16 protein-coding genes and 1 pseudogene are annotated in these 16,407 nt (G+C 32.2%); 6 read left to right on the top strand and 11 right to left on the bottom strand.

Features of this window, described 5'->3' with window-relative positions:
- On the bottom strand, positions 1 to 747 hold the full coding sequence (locus FP432_RS06960) for an ABC transporter ATP-binding protein (RefSeq protein ID WP_265488599.1): 747 nt from the start codon (positions 745 to 747) through the stop codon (positions 1 to 3).
- Positions 748 to 1,027: 280 nt separating this feature from the next.
- Here FP432_RS06960 and FP432_RS06955 point away from each other — a divergent pair, with 280 nt between their 5' ends.
- Positions 1,028 to 2,479 (top strand): APC family permease, encoded by a 1,452-nt coding sequence (locus FP432_RS06955; protein ID WP_265488598.1) that lies wholly within the window; start codon positions 1,028 to 1,030, stop codon positions 2,477 to 2,479.
- 47 nt (positions 2,480 to 2,526) lie between these two features.
- Here FP432_RS06955 and FP432_RS06950 read toward each other — a convergent pair whose 3' ends face one another.
- Positions 2,527 to 3,924 (bottom strand): TcaA 3rd/4th domain-containing protein, encoded by a 1,398-nt coding sequence (locus FP432_RS06950; protein ID WP_265488597.1) that lies wholly within the window; start codon positions 3,922 to 3,924, stop codon positions 2,527 to 2,529.
- Between the two features lie 145 nt (positions 3,925 to 4,069).
- On the opposite strand from FP432_RS06950, the gene hflX reads away from it, so the two are divergent.
- Positions 4,070 to 5,353, top strand: coding sequence for a GTPase HflX (gene hflX / locus FP432_RS06945; protein WP_265488596.1), 1,284 nt, complete (start codon positions 4,070 to 4,072; stop codon positions 5,351 to 5,353).
- A 34-nt stretch (positions 5,354 to 5,387) separates the two neighbouring features.
- Here hflX and FP432_RS06940 read toward each other — a convergent pair.
- The 3 genes and pseudogenes from FP432_RS06940 to FP432_RS06930 form a co-directional block, all read right to left on the bottom strand.
- Positions 5,388 to 6,576 (bottom strand): annotated as a pseudogene (locus FP432_RS06940) (L,D-transpeptidase family protein).
- 99 nt (positions 6,577 to 6,675) lie between these two features.
- Positions 6,676 to 7,380, bottom strand: coding sequence for a C40 family peptidase (locus tag FP432_RS06935; RefSeq protein ID WP_265488595.1), 705 nt, complete (start codon positions 7,378 to 7,380; stop codon positions 6,676 to 6,678).
- Between the two features lie 214 nt (positions 7,381 to 7,594).
- Entirely contained in the window at positions 7,595 to 8,155 is a 561-nt protein-coding gene (locus FP432_RS06930; RefSeq protein WP_265488594.1) for a guanylate kinase, read from the bottom strand.
- Between the two features lie 92 nt (positions 8,156 to 8,247).
- Here FP432_RS06930 and FP432_RS06925 point away from each other — a divergent pair, with 92 nt between their 5' ends.
- Both FP432_RS06925 and FP432_RS06920 read left to right on the top strand, forming a co-directional pair.
- Complete coding sequence (locus tag FP432_RS06925) at positions 8,248 to 8,559, top strand: DUF2187 domain-containing protein (RefSeq protein WP_265488593.1); 312 nt, start codon at positions 8,248 to 8,250, stop codon at positions 8,557 to 8,559.
- Positions 8,560 to 8,663: 104 nt separating this feature from the next.
- Positions 8,664 to 10,211 (top strand): O-antigen ligase family protein, encoded by a 1,548-nt coding sequence (locus FP432_RS06920; protein WP_265488592.1) that lies wholly within the window; start codon positions 8,664 to 8,666, stop codon positions 10,209 to 10,211.
- A 29-nt stretch (positions 10,212 to 10,240) separates the two neighbouring features.
- On the opposite strand, the gene FP432_RS06915 is transcribed toward FP432_RS06920, so the two are convergent.
- On the bottom strand, positions 10,241 to 10,870 hold the full coding sequence (locus tag FP432_RS06915; RefSeq protein ID WP_265488591.1) for an LVIS_2131 family protein: 630 nt from the start codon (positions 10,868 to 10,870) through the stop codon (positions 10,241 to 10,243).
- Between the two features lie 153 nt (positions 10,871 to 11,023).
- On the opposite strand from FP432_RS06915, the gene nrdI reads away from it, so the two are divergent.
- Complete coding sequence (nrdI, locus tag FP432_RS06910) at positions 11,024 to 11,482, top strand: class Ib ribonucleoside-diphosphate reductase assembly flavoprotein NrdI (protein ID WP_265488589.1); 459 nt, start codon at positions 11,024 to 11,026, stop codon at positions 11,480 to 11,482.
- Between the two features lie 3 nt (positions 11,483 to 11,485).
- Positions 11,486 to 12,427, top strand: a complete 942-nt coding sequence (locus FP432_RS06905; RefSeq protein WP_265488588.1) for a ribonucleotide-diphosphate reductase subunit beta — start codon at positions 11,486 to 11,488, stop codon at positions 12,425 to 12,427.
- Positions 12,428 to 12,450: 23 nt separating this feature from the next.
- On the opposite strand, the gene FP432_RS06900 is transcribed toward FP432_RS06905, so the two are convergent.
- The 5 genes from FP432_RS06900 to FP432_RS06880 form a co-directional block, all read right to left on the bottom strand.
- Positions 12,451 to 12,951 carry a hypothetical protein gene (locus FP432_RS06900; protein ID WP_265488587.1) on the bottom strand — a complete coding sequence of 167 codons (501 nt, stop codon included), beginning with the start codon at positions 12,949 to 12,951 and terminating at the stop codon, positions 12,451 to 12,453.
- 257 nt (positions 12,952 to 13,208) lie between these two features.
- Positions 13,209 to 13,679: a threonine/serine exporter family protein gene (locus FP432_RS06895; RefSeq protein ID WP_265488586.1), complete on the bottom strand. Its 471-nt coding sequence runs from the start codon at positions 13,677 to 13,679 to the stop codon at positions 13,209 to 13,211.
- 2 nt (positions 13,680 to 13,681) lie between these two features.
- Complete coding sequence (locus tag FP432_RS06890; protein WP_265488584.1) at positions 13,682 to 14,458, bottom strand: threonine/serine exporter family protein; 777 nt, start codon at positions 14,456 to 14,458, stop codon at positions 13,682 to 13,684.
- Positions 14,459 to 14,473: 15 nt separating this feature from the next.
- Positions 14,474 to 16,015: an ABC-F family ATP-binding cassette domain-containing protein gene (locus tag FP432_RS06885; RefSeq protein ID WP_265488583.1), complete on the bottom strand. Its 1,542-nt coding sequence runs from the start codon at positions 16,013 to 16,015 to the stop codon at positions 14,474 to 14,476.
- On the bottom strand, positions 16,012 to 16,398 hold the full coding sequence (locus tag FP432_RS06880) for a hypothetical protein (protein WP_265488582.1): 387 nt from the start codon (positions 16,396 to 16,398) through the stop codon (positions 16,012 to 16,014). Before FP432_RS06880 ends, FP432_RS06885 begins: the two co-directional genes overlap by 4 nt.
- Positions 16,399 to 16,407 lie beyond the last annotated feature (9 nt).

Below are 16,407 nucleotides of genomic sequence, written 5' to 3'. Positions count from 1 at the left end.
TTATCTTCTCCCTAATTCAGTAATAATTTCTTGATAAAATTCTTCACGATTTTTATCTTTTCTAACTACTTCTTTACCAATTTTTCCATCTTTAATAAAAAGAATTCTTTGGGCATAAGACGCTGAATAGGGATCATGAGTCACCATTAAGATTGAAACTTTATCCTTCTCATTTAAATCTTTCATAGTTTCTAATAATTCAGTAGCACTATCTGAATCTAATGCACCGGTAGGTTCATCCCCATACAAAATTGCTGGATCATGCACAAGCGCTCGTGCAGCTGCTACTCTTTGCTTTTGACCACCCGATACTTCTGCTGGATATTTTTCCAATATTTCTTTTATCCCTAATCTACTAGCAATTCTCTCAACCTTCGAATTAATCTCTTTACTTTTTACATTTTGCAAAGATAAAGGTAATGCAATATTCTCGCGATTAGTCAAATTGTCTAGCAGGTTAAAATCTTGAAAAATAAAGCCAATTTCCTGGCCTCTAAAATTAGCCATTTGGTTTTTATTCAAATTTGTAATATCACGACCATTAATTCGAACTTTTCCACTAGTTGGTTGATCAAGGGTAGAGAGAATATTTAAAAGGGTAGTCTTTCCTGATCCAGAAGCTCCCATAATTCCTACAAATTCCCCTCGTTTAACATCGAAGCCAATTCCTTTCAAAGCTTCGTATTTCTTTTCACCTTTTTTTCCATAAGTTTTAGTTATCTTGTCTACTTGTACAACTTTAGTCATATTTTTACTCCTATTTTAAAGATATAGTGTAATACTTAACTACTACACTAGATAATAATTAAAAAAGGAGTTTTTGTAAAGGCAAATAGTTAGTTTTAAATATTCTTAATTAATTTGATTAGGTAAGATATAATACACAAGTGACTATTAGAAAGGTAAAGTTTCTCATGTTGCAGCAAGAATTGAGAAATTTCTTTTCTGTGCTGTTTTCATTTTATAATTTCAATCCACCACCCTTTTATTAATGAAATTAAAAATTTAATAAAAAGGAGTATATTTTATGGATTCGTTTGATACAGCACGAAAAAGAAAACAACTAACTTGGCCAGTTATTGCCCTGATGGACTTTGTAACCGTAATTGGCTTCGATGACATCATTTATAATTTTCAAAATCAGGGACTAGCTGTTGTTAGTGATTGGATTTTATTATTAATTTTATTTGTTATTCCTTACGAATTAATCGTAGGACAACTTGGCTCTACTTTTTCCAATGATGGTGGTGGCTTATCTTCTTGGATTCGCCATACCTCTGGTGACAAAATGGGCTACATTACAGCATGGTGCTATTGGGTAGTTTCCTTACCTTACTTAGTAGACGTCGCAAATTCAACAGTTGTCTCATTTGCTTGGCTATTTAAAGGGCACGCTTTGAGTGATGCAGAGATGAGTAATTGGGCCTTTGCATTATTTACCGCTTTAATCTTTGTTATCTTTATTTTCTTCCAACATCGCTTTGCTAACACATTACAATGGCTAGGAATCATTGGTGGTGGAGCAATGTTTATTATGACTATCCTCTTCGTAATCATGACTGCCGTTTACTTAGGCGAAGGTCGTCATATTGCTACCCAGCCTTTCCAATTTAAAAACTTTCTTCCAACTTTTGATATGAAGTTCTTCATGTCACTTGGACTTCTAATTTTTGCCATGAATGGGGCTGAGTTCATCGCACCCTACGTTACTGAAATGAAAGATGGTCCTAAGAATTTCCCTAAGGCAATGTATATGTTGGCAATTATGACTGCATTTTTAACAATCTTTGGTTCATTTTCTCTTGGTGTATTCTTTAATGCCCATCACTTACCTGATGATTTAAAAATGAATGGCTCATACTATGCCTTTCAAGCAATGGGAAATAAATTTGGTTTAGGGAATTTCTTCCTTTATCTTTTTATCATTACCCAAGCTATATATATGATTGCGCAACTTGCTATTTTAGTTGACGGTGGAGCACGAATTTTCCTATCTGATACTGCTAAGCGTTACTTACCAAGACAATTAACTAAAACTGATAAGAATGGTTTACCAATTAACGGATATTGGCTAACTACTGGAATTTGTTCAGTACTACTTTTCTTAAGTGCTACTTTACCTTCAGTAAATGACATTTTTAATCAATTACTTAACTTAAACGGTATTGTTTCACCTTATGTAACTGGACTTTTATTCTGGGCCTTTATTAAAGTAAGAGCTAATCATGATAAGTTTAAATCTGAATATGTTTACATTAAAAATAGAACTTTAGCCTTAATTGTAGGTTGGTGGTGCTTAATTGTAACCGTTACTGGTGCAACCTTTGGTATTATCCCTATTGATGCTAAATTTGGTAGTCCTACTTGGATTCATATGTTAGTTTTAAACATTGTTGAACCATTAATTATGATTGGACTCGGAATTATATTGCCATTAATTGCCAAATGGCAAAGAAATCATGACAAACAAAACGCATAAGAAAAATCCCATCTTTTTAGATGGGATTTTTTTATAAATAATTGAGTTTAGTCAGCTGTATCTTCATTTGAAATCATTTTAGAATTTCCAAGTTCCTTGATTTGATAATTTGGATTATCGGTAGATCCATTATTTTGAATTATACATCCATCCCACTCGATAGTTTGCTTATTCGTTTTATCTTCAAAATCAAATTCATAAGAAACTTGAAAATTAATAGTAGACTCTCTATTGCTTGTAAGTTTAGTATTTAAGATTTTAACCTTACAATCTCCAATACTTTCAAAACCATCCATGTCACTTGTCTTCTTTAACGCATCAACAATTAAGTGATATGCACGACTATTGTTACCATCAACAAATGAATCCTCATCAGGATCATCAGTATCTAAAACTCTAGTTAACAGATCCTCAGCATCAGTTTTGGAAATTTGTCCTGCAAATTCAGGTTCTAATGTTGTAGTCTCATCATCATAAACTTGCGATTCAACATTTTTCATCACTTCAGATTTAACTTTTTTACCTTTAACAGTAGTTTCAACATAGAGGCTCATATTATCAGTAATTGGATAATCAGTAAACTTCTTCATTCCATTTTTACTTAATTTACCGGCCTTTTCACCATTAATATAAACCACGCCATTTGGTACACTCTTAACTTTAAAACTAGCAGTCTTAATATCCATACTAATATTAGCATTTGATTTTATTTCTTCATTAAGTTTAGCAGTTAAAGTCTTTCCATGAACTTTTGAACTAATCTTGATTGAATATGCTCCTTGAAGTAAAGGTCCAATTTTATGAGAATAGTTATCAGCACCATCGCTACTTACTTTACCTACATTCTTTCCATTTACATAAATTGTGGAATTAGCATGGCTAGTTGTAACAGTTGGATTATAAGTTGGTACTTCTAATTTATATTTTGGGAAGAAGAGAAGATTTTTTCCATCTTCAACTAATGTGTAATCGCCATAAGTGCCATTATTTACCAATGAATTTTCTGTCTCTGCTACATTAGCTAGATTCTTAAAGTATTCTCGCGTAGATTTACTGTTTTCTTTGGTTACTTTAACAGCAGTATCTTCAGGTTTTATTACTTTACTTACTTCTGTACTTGTCTGCAAAGTATTAACAATGCGGTTAACTTGATTTGCTTTTGGATAATACCAATTACCTATTCCAACAAATAAAATAATAATTATCAACACAATCGCTGCGATAACAATTTGTAACTTTGTCTTTTTAGACATTGGTGCTTTATTCTTCACCATAGCAACTCGTGATTGTGGCTCTTGTGAAACAGCTTGAGTTGAAGATGGTTCCTTATGAATTTCTTTAGTAGGATTTTCTTGTTTCTTATTTAATTTAGTGCCACAATTTGGACAAAAATCAGCATCATTTTTTATCGGATGTCCACAATTTGGACAAAATTTCTTATTCATCTCAGTCAGTCCTCCAAAATTAATCACTTATATAAATATACCTTAGAAATATTATGAATTAAACGCTTAATTTGAAATCGTTTGCTTTTTAAAGGCAGAACTTTTATAATTTTCTCATTAATCAAGCTAATAGTGAGGTGAAAAGATGATAGAGACAAAAGAAAAAATGGTTAAGGCTTACCTTGCTGGTGTTAATTTAAATGATCCTAATTTTGATTATTACATGGCAGAGCTGAGTGAATTAACTAAAGCTAATCATATGCAAGTAGTAGGACAAGCGAATCAAAAAACTGATAAAATTTCTGCTGGTACTTATTTTGGATTAGGTAAAGTAAACCAAATTAAAGCTTCTGCTCAAGGTTTAAAAGCAAAAGTTTTAATTATTAATGATGAACTAACACCCACACAAATTAGAAATTTAGAAAAAATGACTAAGTTACGTGTCCTTGACCGGACTGAATTGATTTTAGAAATTTTTTCAAACCGTGCTAAAACCAAACAAGCTAAGCTTCAAGTTCGCCTGGCACAATTACAGTATGAGTTTCCCCGCCTCCACCCTTCAGAAAATAATCTTGATCAACAACGTGGTTCAGGAGGAGCTAGTGGTGGATTTGCAAACCGTGGCTCAGGTGAAACTCAGCTTGAATTAAACCGACGGACATTAGGTAAACAGATTACAGCCATTAAAGAAGAACTTAAAAATATTTCTAAACAAGAAACAATAAAATCCGCTCGGAGAAATAATTCGCGCTTACCTCAGGTAGCTTTAGTTGGCTATACTAATGCTGGTAAATCAACCACCATGAACGAATTATTAAAAGTTTTTAGTGATCGTGCTAATCAAAAACAAGTTTTTGAAAAAGACATGCTTTTTGCTACGCTAGATACGAGCGTACGTCGAATTAATTTAGATGATAAATTGAGTTTTATTCTTTCTGATACAGTAGGATTTATTTCAAAGCTTCCTCATAACTTAATTGAATCTTTTAAGGCAACTCTTCAAGAGATAAGAGAAGCCGACTTACTGGTTAACATTGTTGATAGTTCTGATCAAAATATGATTCAAATGATTAAAACTACTCAAACTGTACTAAAAGAGTTGGGAATTACTGATATTCCAGTTATTACAGCATACAACAAAGCTGACCTTACAAAGAGAAATTATCCTCAAATTGAAGGTAATGATATACTTTATTCCGCTAAAGATCCTCAATCAATTAAAAAACTAGCTTCTTTAATTACAAACCGTATTTTCTCTAACTATGAGGTTGTTAATTTAAAACTTCCTCTCCAAGCTGGTAAGTTAGCTGCTTACCTTCACGAGAATGGGCAAGTACTTAATGAAGAATACAAAGAGAATGGAATTTATTTAACAGTTAGACTCAGTCCAAAAGATCTCAATAAATATATAAATTACCAAATTAAATAAAAAAAGAGAGTTTAAACTCTCTTTTTTTTAGGACTTAATAAACAATAACAGGTTCATATTGTTCTACTACGTCCCATACTTTCTTAATTTCACTTGGACGAATATTTACACAACCGTGAGAACCACCTGCAAGATAAGCAGTTTTACTCCAATCGGTTCTCCAGCTTGCATCATGAAAGCCACATCCACTTACAGTAAAAGGCATCCAATATTCAACAGGAGATGAATATGAACTCCCATCGTCATTTTGGCCTTCTAACACACTTGGAGATTCTTTATACTCAATATACCAAACGCCCTTAGGTGTAGCATTACTTACAGTATTCTTTTCATTACCAGTTTCTGTACCGGTAACGACGTCGTCAAGAACTAATACTTTTTTACCCTTCTTATAAAACCAAACTTTTTGTTGACTAATTGAAACAACAATATAAGTATCTCCTAAACCATGATTACTCATTCCATATCCAGTCCCATAAGTACTAAAGCCAAGTCCATAAATATAATTTTTACCATTTATTCGTTCAGTACCATCAGACAATGCCTTTTTAATCGCTGGAATTAAATATTTAGTATTAATTGCCCAACCATAACTTTCATTTTTAACAGTAATAGTTTTTCCGGTTGGTAATTTAAAGGGATATTTTTTGTGAAATGTCGTAACTTTTTTATTGATACTGCTTATCTTCTAACTTTTTTGTACTACCAAAATTGTAAGCCCCGTTATCGTAAGAAACTTTTTCGAAATATTCACTGCGCTTAAAATTATATTTTTTACCATCAATCTCATACTCAACGCTACGATCTTTTACTTCATTAAGCTTTTTTTGAGCAGTTACCAATGCTTGATTTTCAAAATTCCAGCTTTTATTAGTGGGATACTTAGTATACTGCTTATTAAAATAATCCTTTATTTGTTTTTTTGTAACTACTTGCTTATTAACATGCGAAAGAATTATTTTATTATCATCTAAAGTTGCTTTATTATCCGCTTTATTATTAATTTGCTTACTGGCTTGTGAAACTGTCATTTTACCAACTGCAATGCCATAAATTTTAACATTTTCATTAAAGTGAGTTCGATTAAATTCTTCAGCCCTTTTGGTATGAGCAGAAGATACATTCTTATAAATTAGCAAACCAATTAGAAATATAACGATTAAGCTAGCAATTATAATAATAAAATTTGTGTAGTCCTTATTTTTCTTTTTTTGAGAAAGCATCTTACCCTAACTTTCTATTACATCTCAAAATTTAATGTAATTTTTATTATAGCACAAAAAAGAGCCACTGCACTGCAGTGGCTCTTTCCATAAATTTCTTTAGTTAAATACACGCACACCATATGATGGGTAGAAGTAACTGCTAATAGTAGCAATCTTTACATTTTCACCTGGTTGAGGTGCATGGATGTATTGGTTATTACCAAGGTAAATACCTACATGATAGTTACCCCAGAATACTAAATCACCTGGTTGTAATTGGCTTACAGAAACACGTTTACCAGCATTTAATTGAACATAAGTAGTACGTCCAATATTTTTGCCAGCACCCTTAGAAAAGGCATATGAAGTTAAACCAGAACAATCAAAACTATTAGGACCAGAAGCACCCCATACGTAAGGCTTACCAACTTGCGCCTTAGCTACATTAATAACAGCTTGAACAGATGAAGTGTTAGCAGTAGATGCACTAGCAGCTTGGCTTACAGAGTTTTGATCAACAGTGTACTTAGCCATAATCCATTGATTTGCACCTAAATCATACCAAGTATTACCTTGTGAATCCTTAGTAGTCTTAATTACTTTATAACTATCACCATGTTTTAAATATTGACCAGTTGTATGACCACCTTCATAGTTGTTCCATACAGCAATACCATAACCAGGAATGTAATTAATAGTTACTACTTGTTGAGTGGCAGCTTTTACTTGAGTTGCGGGCTTAACAGAGTTAGTTGCAGCGATACCGGTCAGAGTTAAAGCAGCTGCAGCAGATAACTTAATAACGTTTGATTTAAAATTCAAAATAAATTCTCCTTCAAATAAATTGATAAATTTTATTTAGTAGCGAAAATGTTTATCAGTTGCTACGTTTTGTATCTCAATTGACAAGTGTTATTGTAGGATGCAATTATTACAGCACTGTTACAAAAATAAACCGAGCTAGTTACAATTATTTGTTTTCAAATTCATCTTTTGTAATGTAATAGCTTACATAGTTGATTTAACAACTTTTTTATTAATTACTATCTTTTAAAATTTTGACTATTTCATCCAATTCTTCCTTAGTTTTGTTTAAATCATCATTATTTAAGTAATGAACTTTGTCATTTAATTCTGGATTTAAGCTTAGGTCTCGTTTAAATTCCTTGCTATCTAATCTTTTGTTTATTTCTTCTATATTATCTCCACGCCCAATTAGTCTTTGCCTTAGAATATGAGGTTGACTCACAGTTAAATAAATAAAAAAAGCCTTTTCTTTCAATTCATCAAGATACGATTTGACACCATCCGTATCTACGATTAATGTAACCAGATCACTTTTCTTCCAAGCTTTATTAAGCGCTTCTCTACTTGAACCATACTGATAACTTCCATATTTTACGTGTTCAAAAAAATGCAGCTTATTAAAAGAAGTATCAGTTTCAAAATAATAAGACTCACCATCTTTTTCACCCTTGCGCATTGGACGAGTCGTATGGGTGATGACACGAGGAATATTATATTTTTGAGATAAATAATTGGTCACAGTTGTTTTTCCTACACCACTAGGTCCGGCTATAATGATAATTCTTTGCAAAATATTGTTCTCCTGCTTGAAATTTGTATGTATCTATAATAGTATTTCACTATTGTAGAATAAATTAGTCCAGATAGAAAAGGGAATTTATAATGAAAAAAGCTGATGTAAAATTAGGTGATATCCTCGGCGCAACTTCTGAAGAAGAGTTAAAGCATCCCTTCGAAGGAAAAGTTGAAAAAGTTTACGACAATTCTGCTCTTCTTGCTATTACTTCTTACGATCCGGAAGATGAAACCGCAGTTAGTGATTTAAATCATAAAATGGTAGTAAATTTCAAAAAATTAAAAAAGGTTAAAAAACCTGCTCAAACTAAAATTGCTTCCACGAATGATGTTAAAATTTCAAAGGTTTCACCAGACGGAAACAATAAGGAAAAAAATGATAAGAAGAGTTCAAAGTAGTTTTTATTCTTAAAAAGTGAATCCGAAGATTCACTTTTTTTGTTATCACTTTTTTATAGTATACTTTTTAAAGTATCCCAGATTTTATTAGTGGAGTTTTTAAATTGCAAAAAAAAGTAAATCGCGTTTTATTTTGGTTTATCTTAATCCAACCCTTTTTAGAGCTTGACTGGTTCTATAAGGGACCTTTATCTACCATTTTACCCTTTACCATTCCAACTATAATTCGTATTGTAGGAGTGTTTATTGTATTCTTAATGTATTTTAGCCAAAAGTATAATTGGCAGAGAATTCGTAAACAGTGGTGGGTATTATCTTACATCATCTTATTACTTATCTATATTATCCTTCATCTCTACCATGTACGACCAGCAAACTTTCACGCTGTAGATCCTAATGGATATGGTTATTCAACATTTGGAGAAATTTTTTACCTTTTAAGAATGTTACTTCCGATAATCATTCTTTACATTTCCAGATATACAAATTTTTCTGAAAAACAATTTGAGCACCTTATTCAAGCGCTATCAGGTCTTTTTTCACTCACTATTGTAATAACTAATCTTTTTGTAGTTTCTTTAACTGCATATGGTTCTTATGGCGTGCGCTGGATTCATGCCAATATTTTTTCTTGGTTTACTTCAAACAATTATGCTTACTTTGAATTAGCCTCTAAAGGATTCTTTTATTTAGCAAATACTATTTCTGCTATATTATTTTTCTTAATGCCGCTTATGCTTTATTTCCTTTATAAAGATTTCAAAGTGTTGAACATTATCTTAGTAATTGCCCAAGCATTGGCTATGTTAATGCTTGGTACTAAAGTTGGCGCATACGGATTATTTATTGACTTTATTGTATTTATTATCTTTTATTTGATTCATCTCTTTGTTCTTAAGAACATTAAAGTAAATAAGAAATTTTTAATAACAATTCTTCTGGTTATCGTGGGAAGTAGTATCATCGTGCCTCACAGTCCAATGTTTAGACGAAACACTTATGATATTGGCGTGGCAGATAACCGAGGTAAAAAAGCAAATATCAAGAAAAACGATGATGTACTAAAAAAGGACTTAAAGAAATATAAGGGAGCTAAAAGAGAAAAAGTTCTCAAACATTTTATCAAAAAACATTATTATGCTTATTCCTTAAAGAAGGGCTTTGTTATGAAGGGATATTCATATAAATATGATCCTGATTTTTGGCTAACAGTAATGCAAAGTCCGATTAATGAGCGACTTAACTATCGTCATCTTGAGATTAAAATGCTAAATAAGGTAGTAAACAACAACAATAATAAATATGATAAATTTTTAGGTATCTCTTATATCAGAGAAAATAATATTTTCCCTCTAGAACGAGATTTTCTTGCCCAATACTACTCACTTGGAATAGTTGGCGCTCTTCTATTCTTGGGAGTTTATATTTATGAATTATTTTACCTGCTTTATTACTGGTTTAAATCAAAAGAAAATCGCCAATTTATTAATACTATTATTTTAATTGCCTTAGGTTTTATCCTTGTTGCCGCATTTTACTCAGGAAATGTAATGGATTACCTCACAGCCACTTTGATAATGGCCTTCGTGTATGGCTATGGTCTACAGCTAGTTGATCATGCAAATAAATCTAAAAAACTAAATAAATCCTAAAAAAAGGAAGTGATTTATCACTTCCTTTTTTAATCTTTTACTCTTTTAACAAAAGTCTGATCCGGAATTCTAATTAAATAGTATCTTGTCGCCATTTTACCGGAATGAAGACCAATTCCGTTATACCAGTTCTTTTTATAAGTAGCAGTATAAATTGAAACATAAGCATTCTGATATTGTTTATCTGCCTTCTCTAATCCCTCTTTAGAATATGGAATAGCATTTGCTTCTATTGACATTGGATCTTTACCATCAGAGATAGAAGCATAATTGCTACTAACTGTAATCCGCTCCTTATTACTATAAAACTTATATCTTTGACGCGGAGCTGATTTGCTGCTAGATGTGGCCACTACATAATAAGATTGATTATTATCTGTACTCATAATTAAGGGCTCATATTCTATTTTACTAGAAATCACTTTCTTATTTTCTAAATCAGGGGTAGTAAAGAAAGTTATCATTACCATAAAGATAGTAGCTACAAAAAATACAATAACTTCAATAGCATCAATGAGTGTTGTTGTCCATCTAAACCTTTTACGATCACGGACAATCATTAACAAATGTCGTTTTCGGATATTTTGCACAATAAATACTAGATAAAGAATAATAACTAGCCAAGCAAAAATTCCTAAAATATTCCAGCCAATAGTCACAACGATTCCCTCCTATTCTATTAAGATAAGTATACGGTATGAGTGCAAGTTAAGCTAGATTTATATTTAATATATTAATTTGAATTTTCCAAAAAACAACATTAAAATAAAGATGTCAGTTTAATGTTTTATTATTTAGTTAGGCATGTAAATATGGTTGCAATAGCTTATTACACAATAACAGGACAAACTGAACAGTTTATCGATAAAACTGGTCTCGTTGCCCATAAAATTGATGATATGAAACCAGAATATCAAATGGGAGAAAAGTATATTTTAGTTCTTCCATCATATCAAGATTTTATGATGGATTCTGTTGTTGATTTCATAACATATAAAGATAATAAAAAAAATTTAATTGGATTAATCGGCTGTGGTAATCGTAACTTTAACGATTTATTTGCCCAAACAGCAAAAAAAATCTCAGCAACTCTCAACATTCCAATTTTGTATTTATTAGAATTAAGTGGTAATGCAACAGATGTAAAAAATGTTAGGGACATTGTCAAAAAATTATCTGATTCTACCGCTAATTCAAATAACAACGTTAAAAATGTTAACCCTCCTAAAGAAATAGGAAATATCAGTTTTTTAAGTGATTATAGGCAATAATAAATGACTAATACTAATTTTAAACCTTTCGATTGGAAGTCCGGTAAACAAAATGTTGTTGATAATTCGGCATGGTCTAGATTAAATGATATTATCTATGAATCTCGTAGAGTTCCAATCAAAAAAGATATCAAAGAATTTTTAAAATTACCTGTTGCTCAACAAGAAGTATTGCTTCATAGCTTTGCTTCACTTTCTTTAACATCAGCTTTGCAAATGAAAAAGGGCGTTCGAGCTGTTCAGGAGATTGCAACTTCCCCAAAAGAAATTGCTGTATTTAACGCCTTACAATACTTAGAGTCTCTAAACAACCGGGCATACAGCTATATTATTGAAGAACTTACTAGGGATAGCAGAACTGATCGCAGTAAAATCTTTGACTGGGCTATAAACAATCAGCACCTACAAGAAAAGAATTATCAATTAAATTCTATTTATGAATCTGGTAACCCTCTTCAAAGGCTAGCTGTGCTGGTTTTAGTTAACTCTGGCTTATACCATTCAGCATTTTTTGCACCTTTATATTTATTCGGTCAGGGACATTTATCCCGTACTGCTGAGTTAACTAAAGATGCATTACGAGTTACTTCCTTTAGCGGAATGTACCCTGGTATAAAATTTCGAGATCGTTTTAATAAGCTTTCGTCTAATAAACAAGAAGAAATAAAAATTTGGGTTGATAATTTGATAGACACTGCAATGGCTAATGAAAGTAAGCATATTGAATTACTTTATCAAGACACAGATTGGACGGACAACGCATTAAATTATGTAAAATATAGCATAAATAAGGGATTAATGAGTCTAGGCTTAGAAACCAAATATCCTCAAACTATTGATGATATAGATTCCACCATTAAGCAAGGGTTAGTCGAAAATGCAGATGGTGATGACTTCTTTTTCTATGCTAATAAACATGCTATTACTCACATGAATGAAATTTAATAACTAAAAAAGAGAGCTACAAATCAGCTCTCTTTTTTAGTCGTTTTTTTACTGGTCTTAGTTGCTGGTTTTTCATAACTCCTAACAACCTTAAGCTTCTCTTCAATATCATTCGCTAACGCTTTGCTATATTTATCAGGTTCAGCTTCAATTTCACTTACGGAACCTAAAATATCAATACGGAAGCCCGAAACATTGACATATTCAGAAATAGTCTCAAAATATATATTTACTTCGTAATCTTCTTCATTATTACCAAAATTACTAATTTTTTTGTAATTTGCAAAAGGCAAATTAATAATATTGCTTTCTAATGCAAAAGTAACTGGTCTTTGTCCAGCTACAGCTAATTGAGTTTGAATTAAAGAATCATGTTTCGCAGCCTGAACTACTTCTTGAATCATCTTTTCGGCAAAATTTTTGATTTTTGTTTTGTTTAGTTCACTATACTTTACAGTTTCAAGATCTTGTAAATAATCTTGTTCTTCAATTTTTTTTATAATTAATTCTTGCTTAATTTTCACAATCTAAAACCTTCATCAATGAAATGTATAATCACTAAATAAGATAACTAAAATTTTAACTTCTTGCAAATAATTTAAACAAAAAAGCCAGCTCATTAGAGCTGGCTTATGAAGAAAATGAAAAAATTCATCTCAGGGTCTTCGTTTCACAACCGAAGTAGCCCAACACCAGCACTTCCCGTGCTTTAACATTTAAGTTTAGGTGTCTTCAGTCAAAGAACGCACTTCGCGTTTTCCTCGACCCGTCGCATGTTAGATTATAACAAATTTTTCTTCTTTTTTCTATTGTTAATTATTCTAAAAAATACTTCTCCTACCATCTGGGCTAGCATAAATCCCATCGCAATTGCAATTGCTACAATCGCAACCTTTAACAATAAATCTTCAGCTTCTGCCATTTTCCCTTCAACCATGGCACGTACTGCTTGATATGCTGGAACCCCTGGCACTAGCGGGACAATACCCGGTATATTAAAAACCGTTACTGGACATTTTTTTATGCGTGCAAAAAATATTCCTAAAATTCCTACAACTAGAGCTCCAAGCAAATTTGAACCTAAACGCCCAAAATGAAATTGAATATCCCACCAATATGCCATCCAGCCCGCTGCTCCACTCAAACCACATAATAATAAAGCACGATGAGGCACATTAATTATCAAAGCAAAACCTACAGAAGCTACCCATGCAAATGAAAAATTAATAATTATTTCTAACCAATAAGGCATCCTTATACCCCCAAAAGTTTAATTGCAATACCAACACCACCGCCTAATGCAATAGCTGTAAATAAGGCCTCTATGCCTCGAGCAACTCCAGAAAGAATATCTCCACCAATTAAATCTCTTAAGGCATTCGTAAAAGCTACTCCAGGTACTAAGGTCATTAAAGCTCCAATTAAAATATTATCAACCAATAACTTTGGAAAAATTTTGCATAAAGCAATGGTTAAAAAACCCATTAATGCTGCTGTTACAAATTCTGCTAAAAAGCGTACTTTAGTATATTTTTTTATACCCAAAAATGTTCCGTATCCAACTCCACCAACAAAAGCAGCTGCTGGAAAATCTCCCCAATCATAATTAGACATAAAAAGTACCATTAATGTACAACTTAAGGCGATTGCACCAACAATTTGGAGCCAAATTGGATAATTAGGTGTGTCATTTGAAAGTTCACTAAGCTTCATTTTCAAATCTGCTAAAGTTATTTTCTTTTCAGCAAACTCACGCGATAATCTATTAACACGATCTACTAATTCTAAATTAATATCTCTTTTTTTAATCTGAGTAATTTGAGTATATGAATGTGGTCCTAAACTCATAAATATTCCGGTTGGAGTCGTAAAGCATCGGCTTCCTTCGATACCCGCATTTTTCGCAATTCGTAGCATAGTATCTTCAACACGATACATTTCACTACCGCCCTGAATCATTAATCTACCTGCTTTTAAGCAAGTATCTAACACTTCAGCCGCATAGGTAGAATCTATCGATTTTTCTTGCATTATTTTTGTACCCTTCTAGTTCATTGTTTCAATATCAATGGTTTTATCTACCCAATCTCCTTGGAAAAAGTCTCTTTCGTGACTAACAATAATTACCCCACCATTAAATTCAATTATTGCTTTCCGGAGTGAATCCTTAGTTGCCACATCTAAATGGTTAGTTGGTTCATCTAAGAAAAGTAAGTTGGCTGGTTCAAAGCTCATCTGTGCTAGTTTAACTTTTTCTTGTTCACCACCAGAAAGTTCTTTTAAAGCGCTCATTGCTTGCTGAGCAGTTAAACCCATTCTTGCAAGTGCTTGACGCAATTCTTTAGGTTTAATTCGAGGATAATTTTCTTGTAAATACTGTAATGGCGTCATATTTTTATTAGGCCAAGTTAAATCCTGCTTAAAATAAGCTAACTTAGCTGTTGCTGACAGTTCAAAATCGCCTTTAATCGGTTTTAGTTGTCCTAACAGAGTTTTCAACAAAGTAGTTTTACCAATTCCATTAAAACCAGTAACTGCTACTTTTTCACCATTACCCACAGAGAAATTAAAGGCTGCCTTAACTAAAGGATCATCATAGCCAATAATTAAATTCTGGGTTTGTAATAATAAATTAGACGCTGTAGCAACATATGGGAATTGAACATGAGCTCGTTTATTGCTTTGAGGGGGCGTCAAAATATCCATCTTTGAAAGTTGCTTTTCACGTGACTTGGCACTCTTAGAACGCGAACCAGCCTTATTCTTTCGAATATAAGCTTGCGTCTTTTTTATTTTGCGTTGTTGGTTAGCATATGCTTTCAAATAACTTTCTCGATCCGCTTCTTTTTGTCTCAAAGCATGTTTTAAGTCACCTGTATAACGCGTAATTGTTCCAAAATCAATATCAATAATACAATTAGTAATTCGACCAAGAAAATCATAGTCATGAGATACTACAATAAACGCACCTTCAAAATTATTAAGATATTCAACTAGCCAATCAATATGACCAACATCTAAATAATTAGTCGGTTCATCAAGCACCAAAACATCTGAACTTTGTAACAATAATTTCGCTAAAATCAGCTTTGATCGTTGTCCACCTGACATTTTTGATACATCATGATCATAGCCTAATTCTAGTAATCCTAAACCAGAAGCAACTTGATCGATTTTGGTATCAATATCATAAAAACCTTGCTCTTCAAGAAAAGTTTGAATTTTACCTGCTTTATCTAGCAGACTCTGCTCTCCATTTTCTCCATATTGAATGTAGAGATCATTGAGTTCTTTTTCCTTATTAAATAATTCTTCAAATGCAGTTTGCAAAAACTCTTTTAAAGTCATCCCTGGTTCAAGATGAGCATATTGATCTAAATAACCTACGTTTATTTTATTTTGCCATTTAACAGTCCCTTCATCCTGCACAACTTCACCAGTTAGGATTTTAATTAGAGTAGATTTACCTACACCATTTTGACCGGTGACACCCATGTGATCTTCTTTATTAAGCACAAAGGATGCATCTTGATACAAAGTTTTATCAATAAAAGACTGCCCTAAATCTTTGACGGTTAATAAACTCATTCTTTTTCCTCTTTATCTTTATGATTTTTTATCTTTTTTTGTTCGAAATTCTGTAATTTTTCTAATAACTGCGGCCATTTTCTTTTAGGTAAAATTAATTGTAGTTGTCCCTTTACAATTGGAAAATCTGAACTTTTCATCCCCGTAATTTTTGCCAAATCATCTGCACTTAGATGATACTGTTTAGTGATTCTTTTAATTTCAAATGAAGCATGACCCCGAAAATAGGAAATAATATAAAAAAATACCGCAAATAAGCCACTTACAATAACTGCACGTGACAACTGTAAATGGAAACGCTGGCAAATAATTAACACCGCCAAAAAGCTGATAATTGCTGATAAAATTGCATAAATTACTGGAAAATACTTTGCTTTTTTCATATTATCTCC

This window comes from Lactobacillus sp. PV034 (assembly GCF_014522305.1).
Taxonomy (GTDB): Bacteria; Bacillota; Bacilli; order Lactobacillales; family Lactobacillaceae; genus Lactobacillus.
The sequence above is the reverse complement of the archived record's forward strand: the minus strand, read 5'-3'. Positions and strand labels throughout refer to the sequence as shown.

Coding starts and splice junctions, on each gene's coding strand:
- FP432_RS06960 (WP_265488599.1), bottom strand. CDS start 747: ATGACTAAAGTTGTACAAGTAGACAAGATAACTAAAACTTATGGAAAA.
- FP432_RS06955 (WP_265488598.1), top strand. CDS start 1,028: ATGGATTCGTTTGATACAGCACGAAAAAGAAAACAACTAACTTGGCCA.
- FP432_RS06950 (WP_265488597.1), bottom strand. CDS start 3,924: ATGAATAAGAAATTTTGTCCAAATTGTGGACATCCGATAAAAAATGAT.
- hflX (WP_265488596.1), top strand. CDS start 4,070: ATGATAGAGACAAAAGAAAAAATGGTTAAGGCTTACCTTGCTGGTGTT.
- FP432_RS06925 (WP_265488593.1), top strand. CDS start 8,248: ATGAAAAAAGCTGATGTAAAATTAGGTGATATCCTCGGCGCAACTTCT.
- nrdI (WP_265488589.1), top strand. CDS start 11,024: ATGGTTGCAATAGCTTATTACACAATAACAGGACAAACTGAACAGTTT.
- FP432_RS06905 (WP_265488588.1), top strand. CDS start 11,486: ATGACTAATACTAATTTTAAACCTTTCGATTGGAAGTCCGGTAAACAA.
- FP432_RS06895 (WP_265488586.1), bottom strand. CDS start 13,679: ATGCCTTATTGGTTAGAAATAATTATTAATTTTTCATTTGCATGGGTA.
- FP432_RS06890 (WP_265488584.1), bottom strand. CDS start 14,458: ATGCAAGAAAAATCGATAGATTCTACCTATGCGGCTGAAGTGTTAGAT.
- FP432_RS06885 (WP_265488583.1), bottom strand. CDS start 16,015: ATGAGTTTATTAACCGTCAAAGATTTAGGGCAGTCTTTTATTGATAAA.
- FP432_RS06880 (WP_265488582.1), bottom strand. CDS start 16,398: ATGAAAAAAGCAAAGTATTTTCCAGTAATTTATGCAATTTTATCAGCA.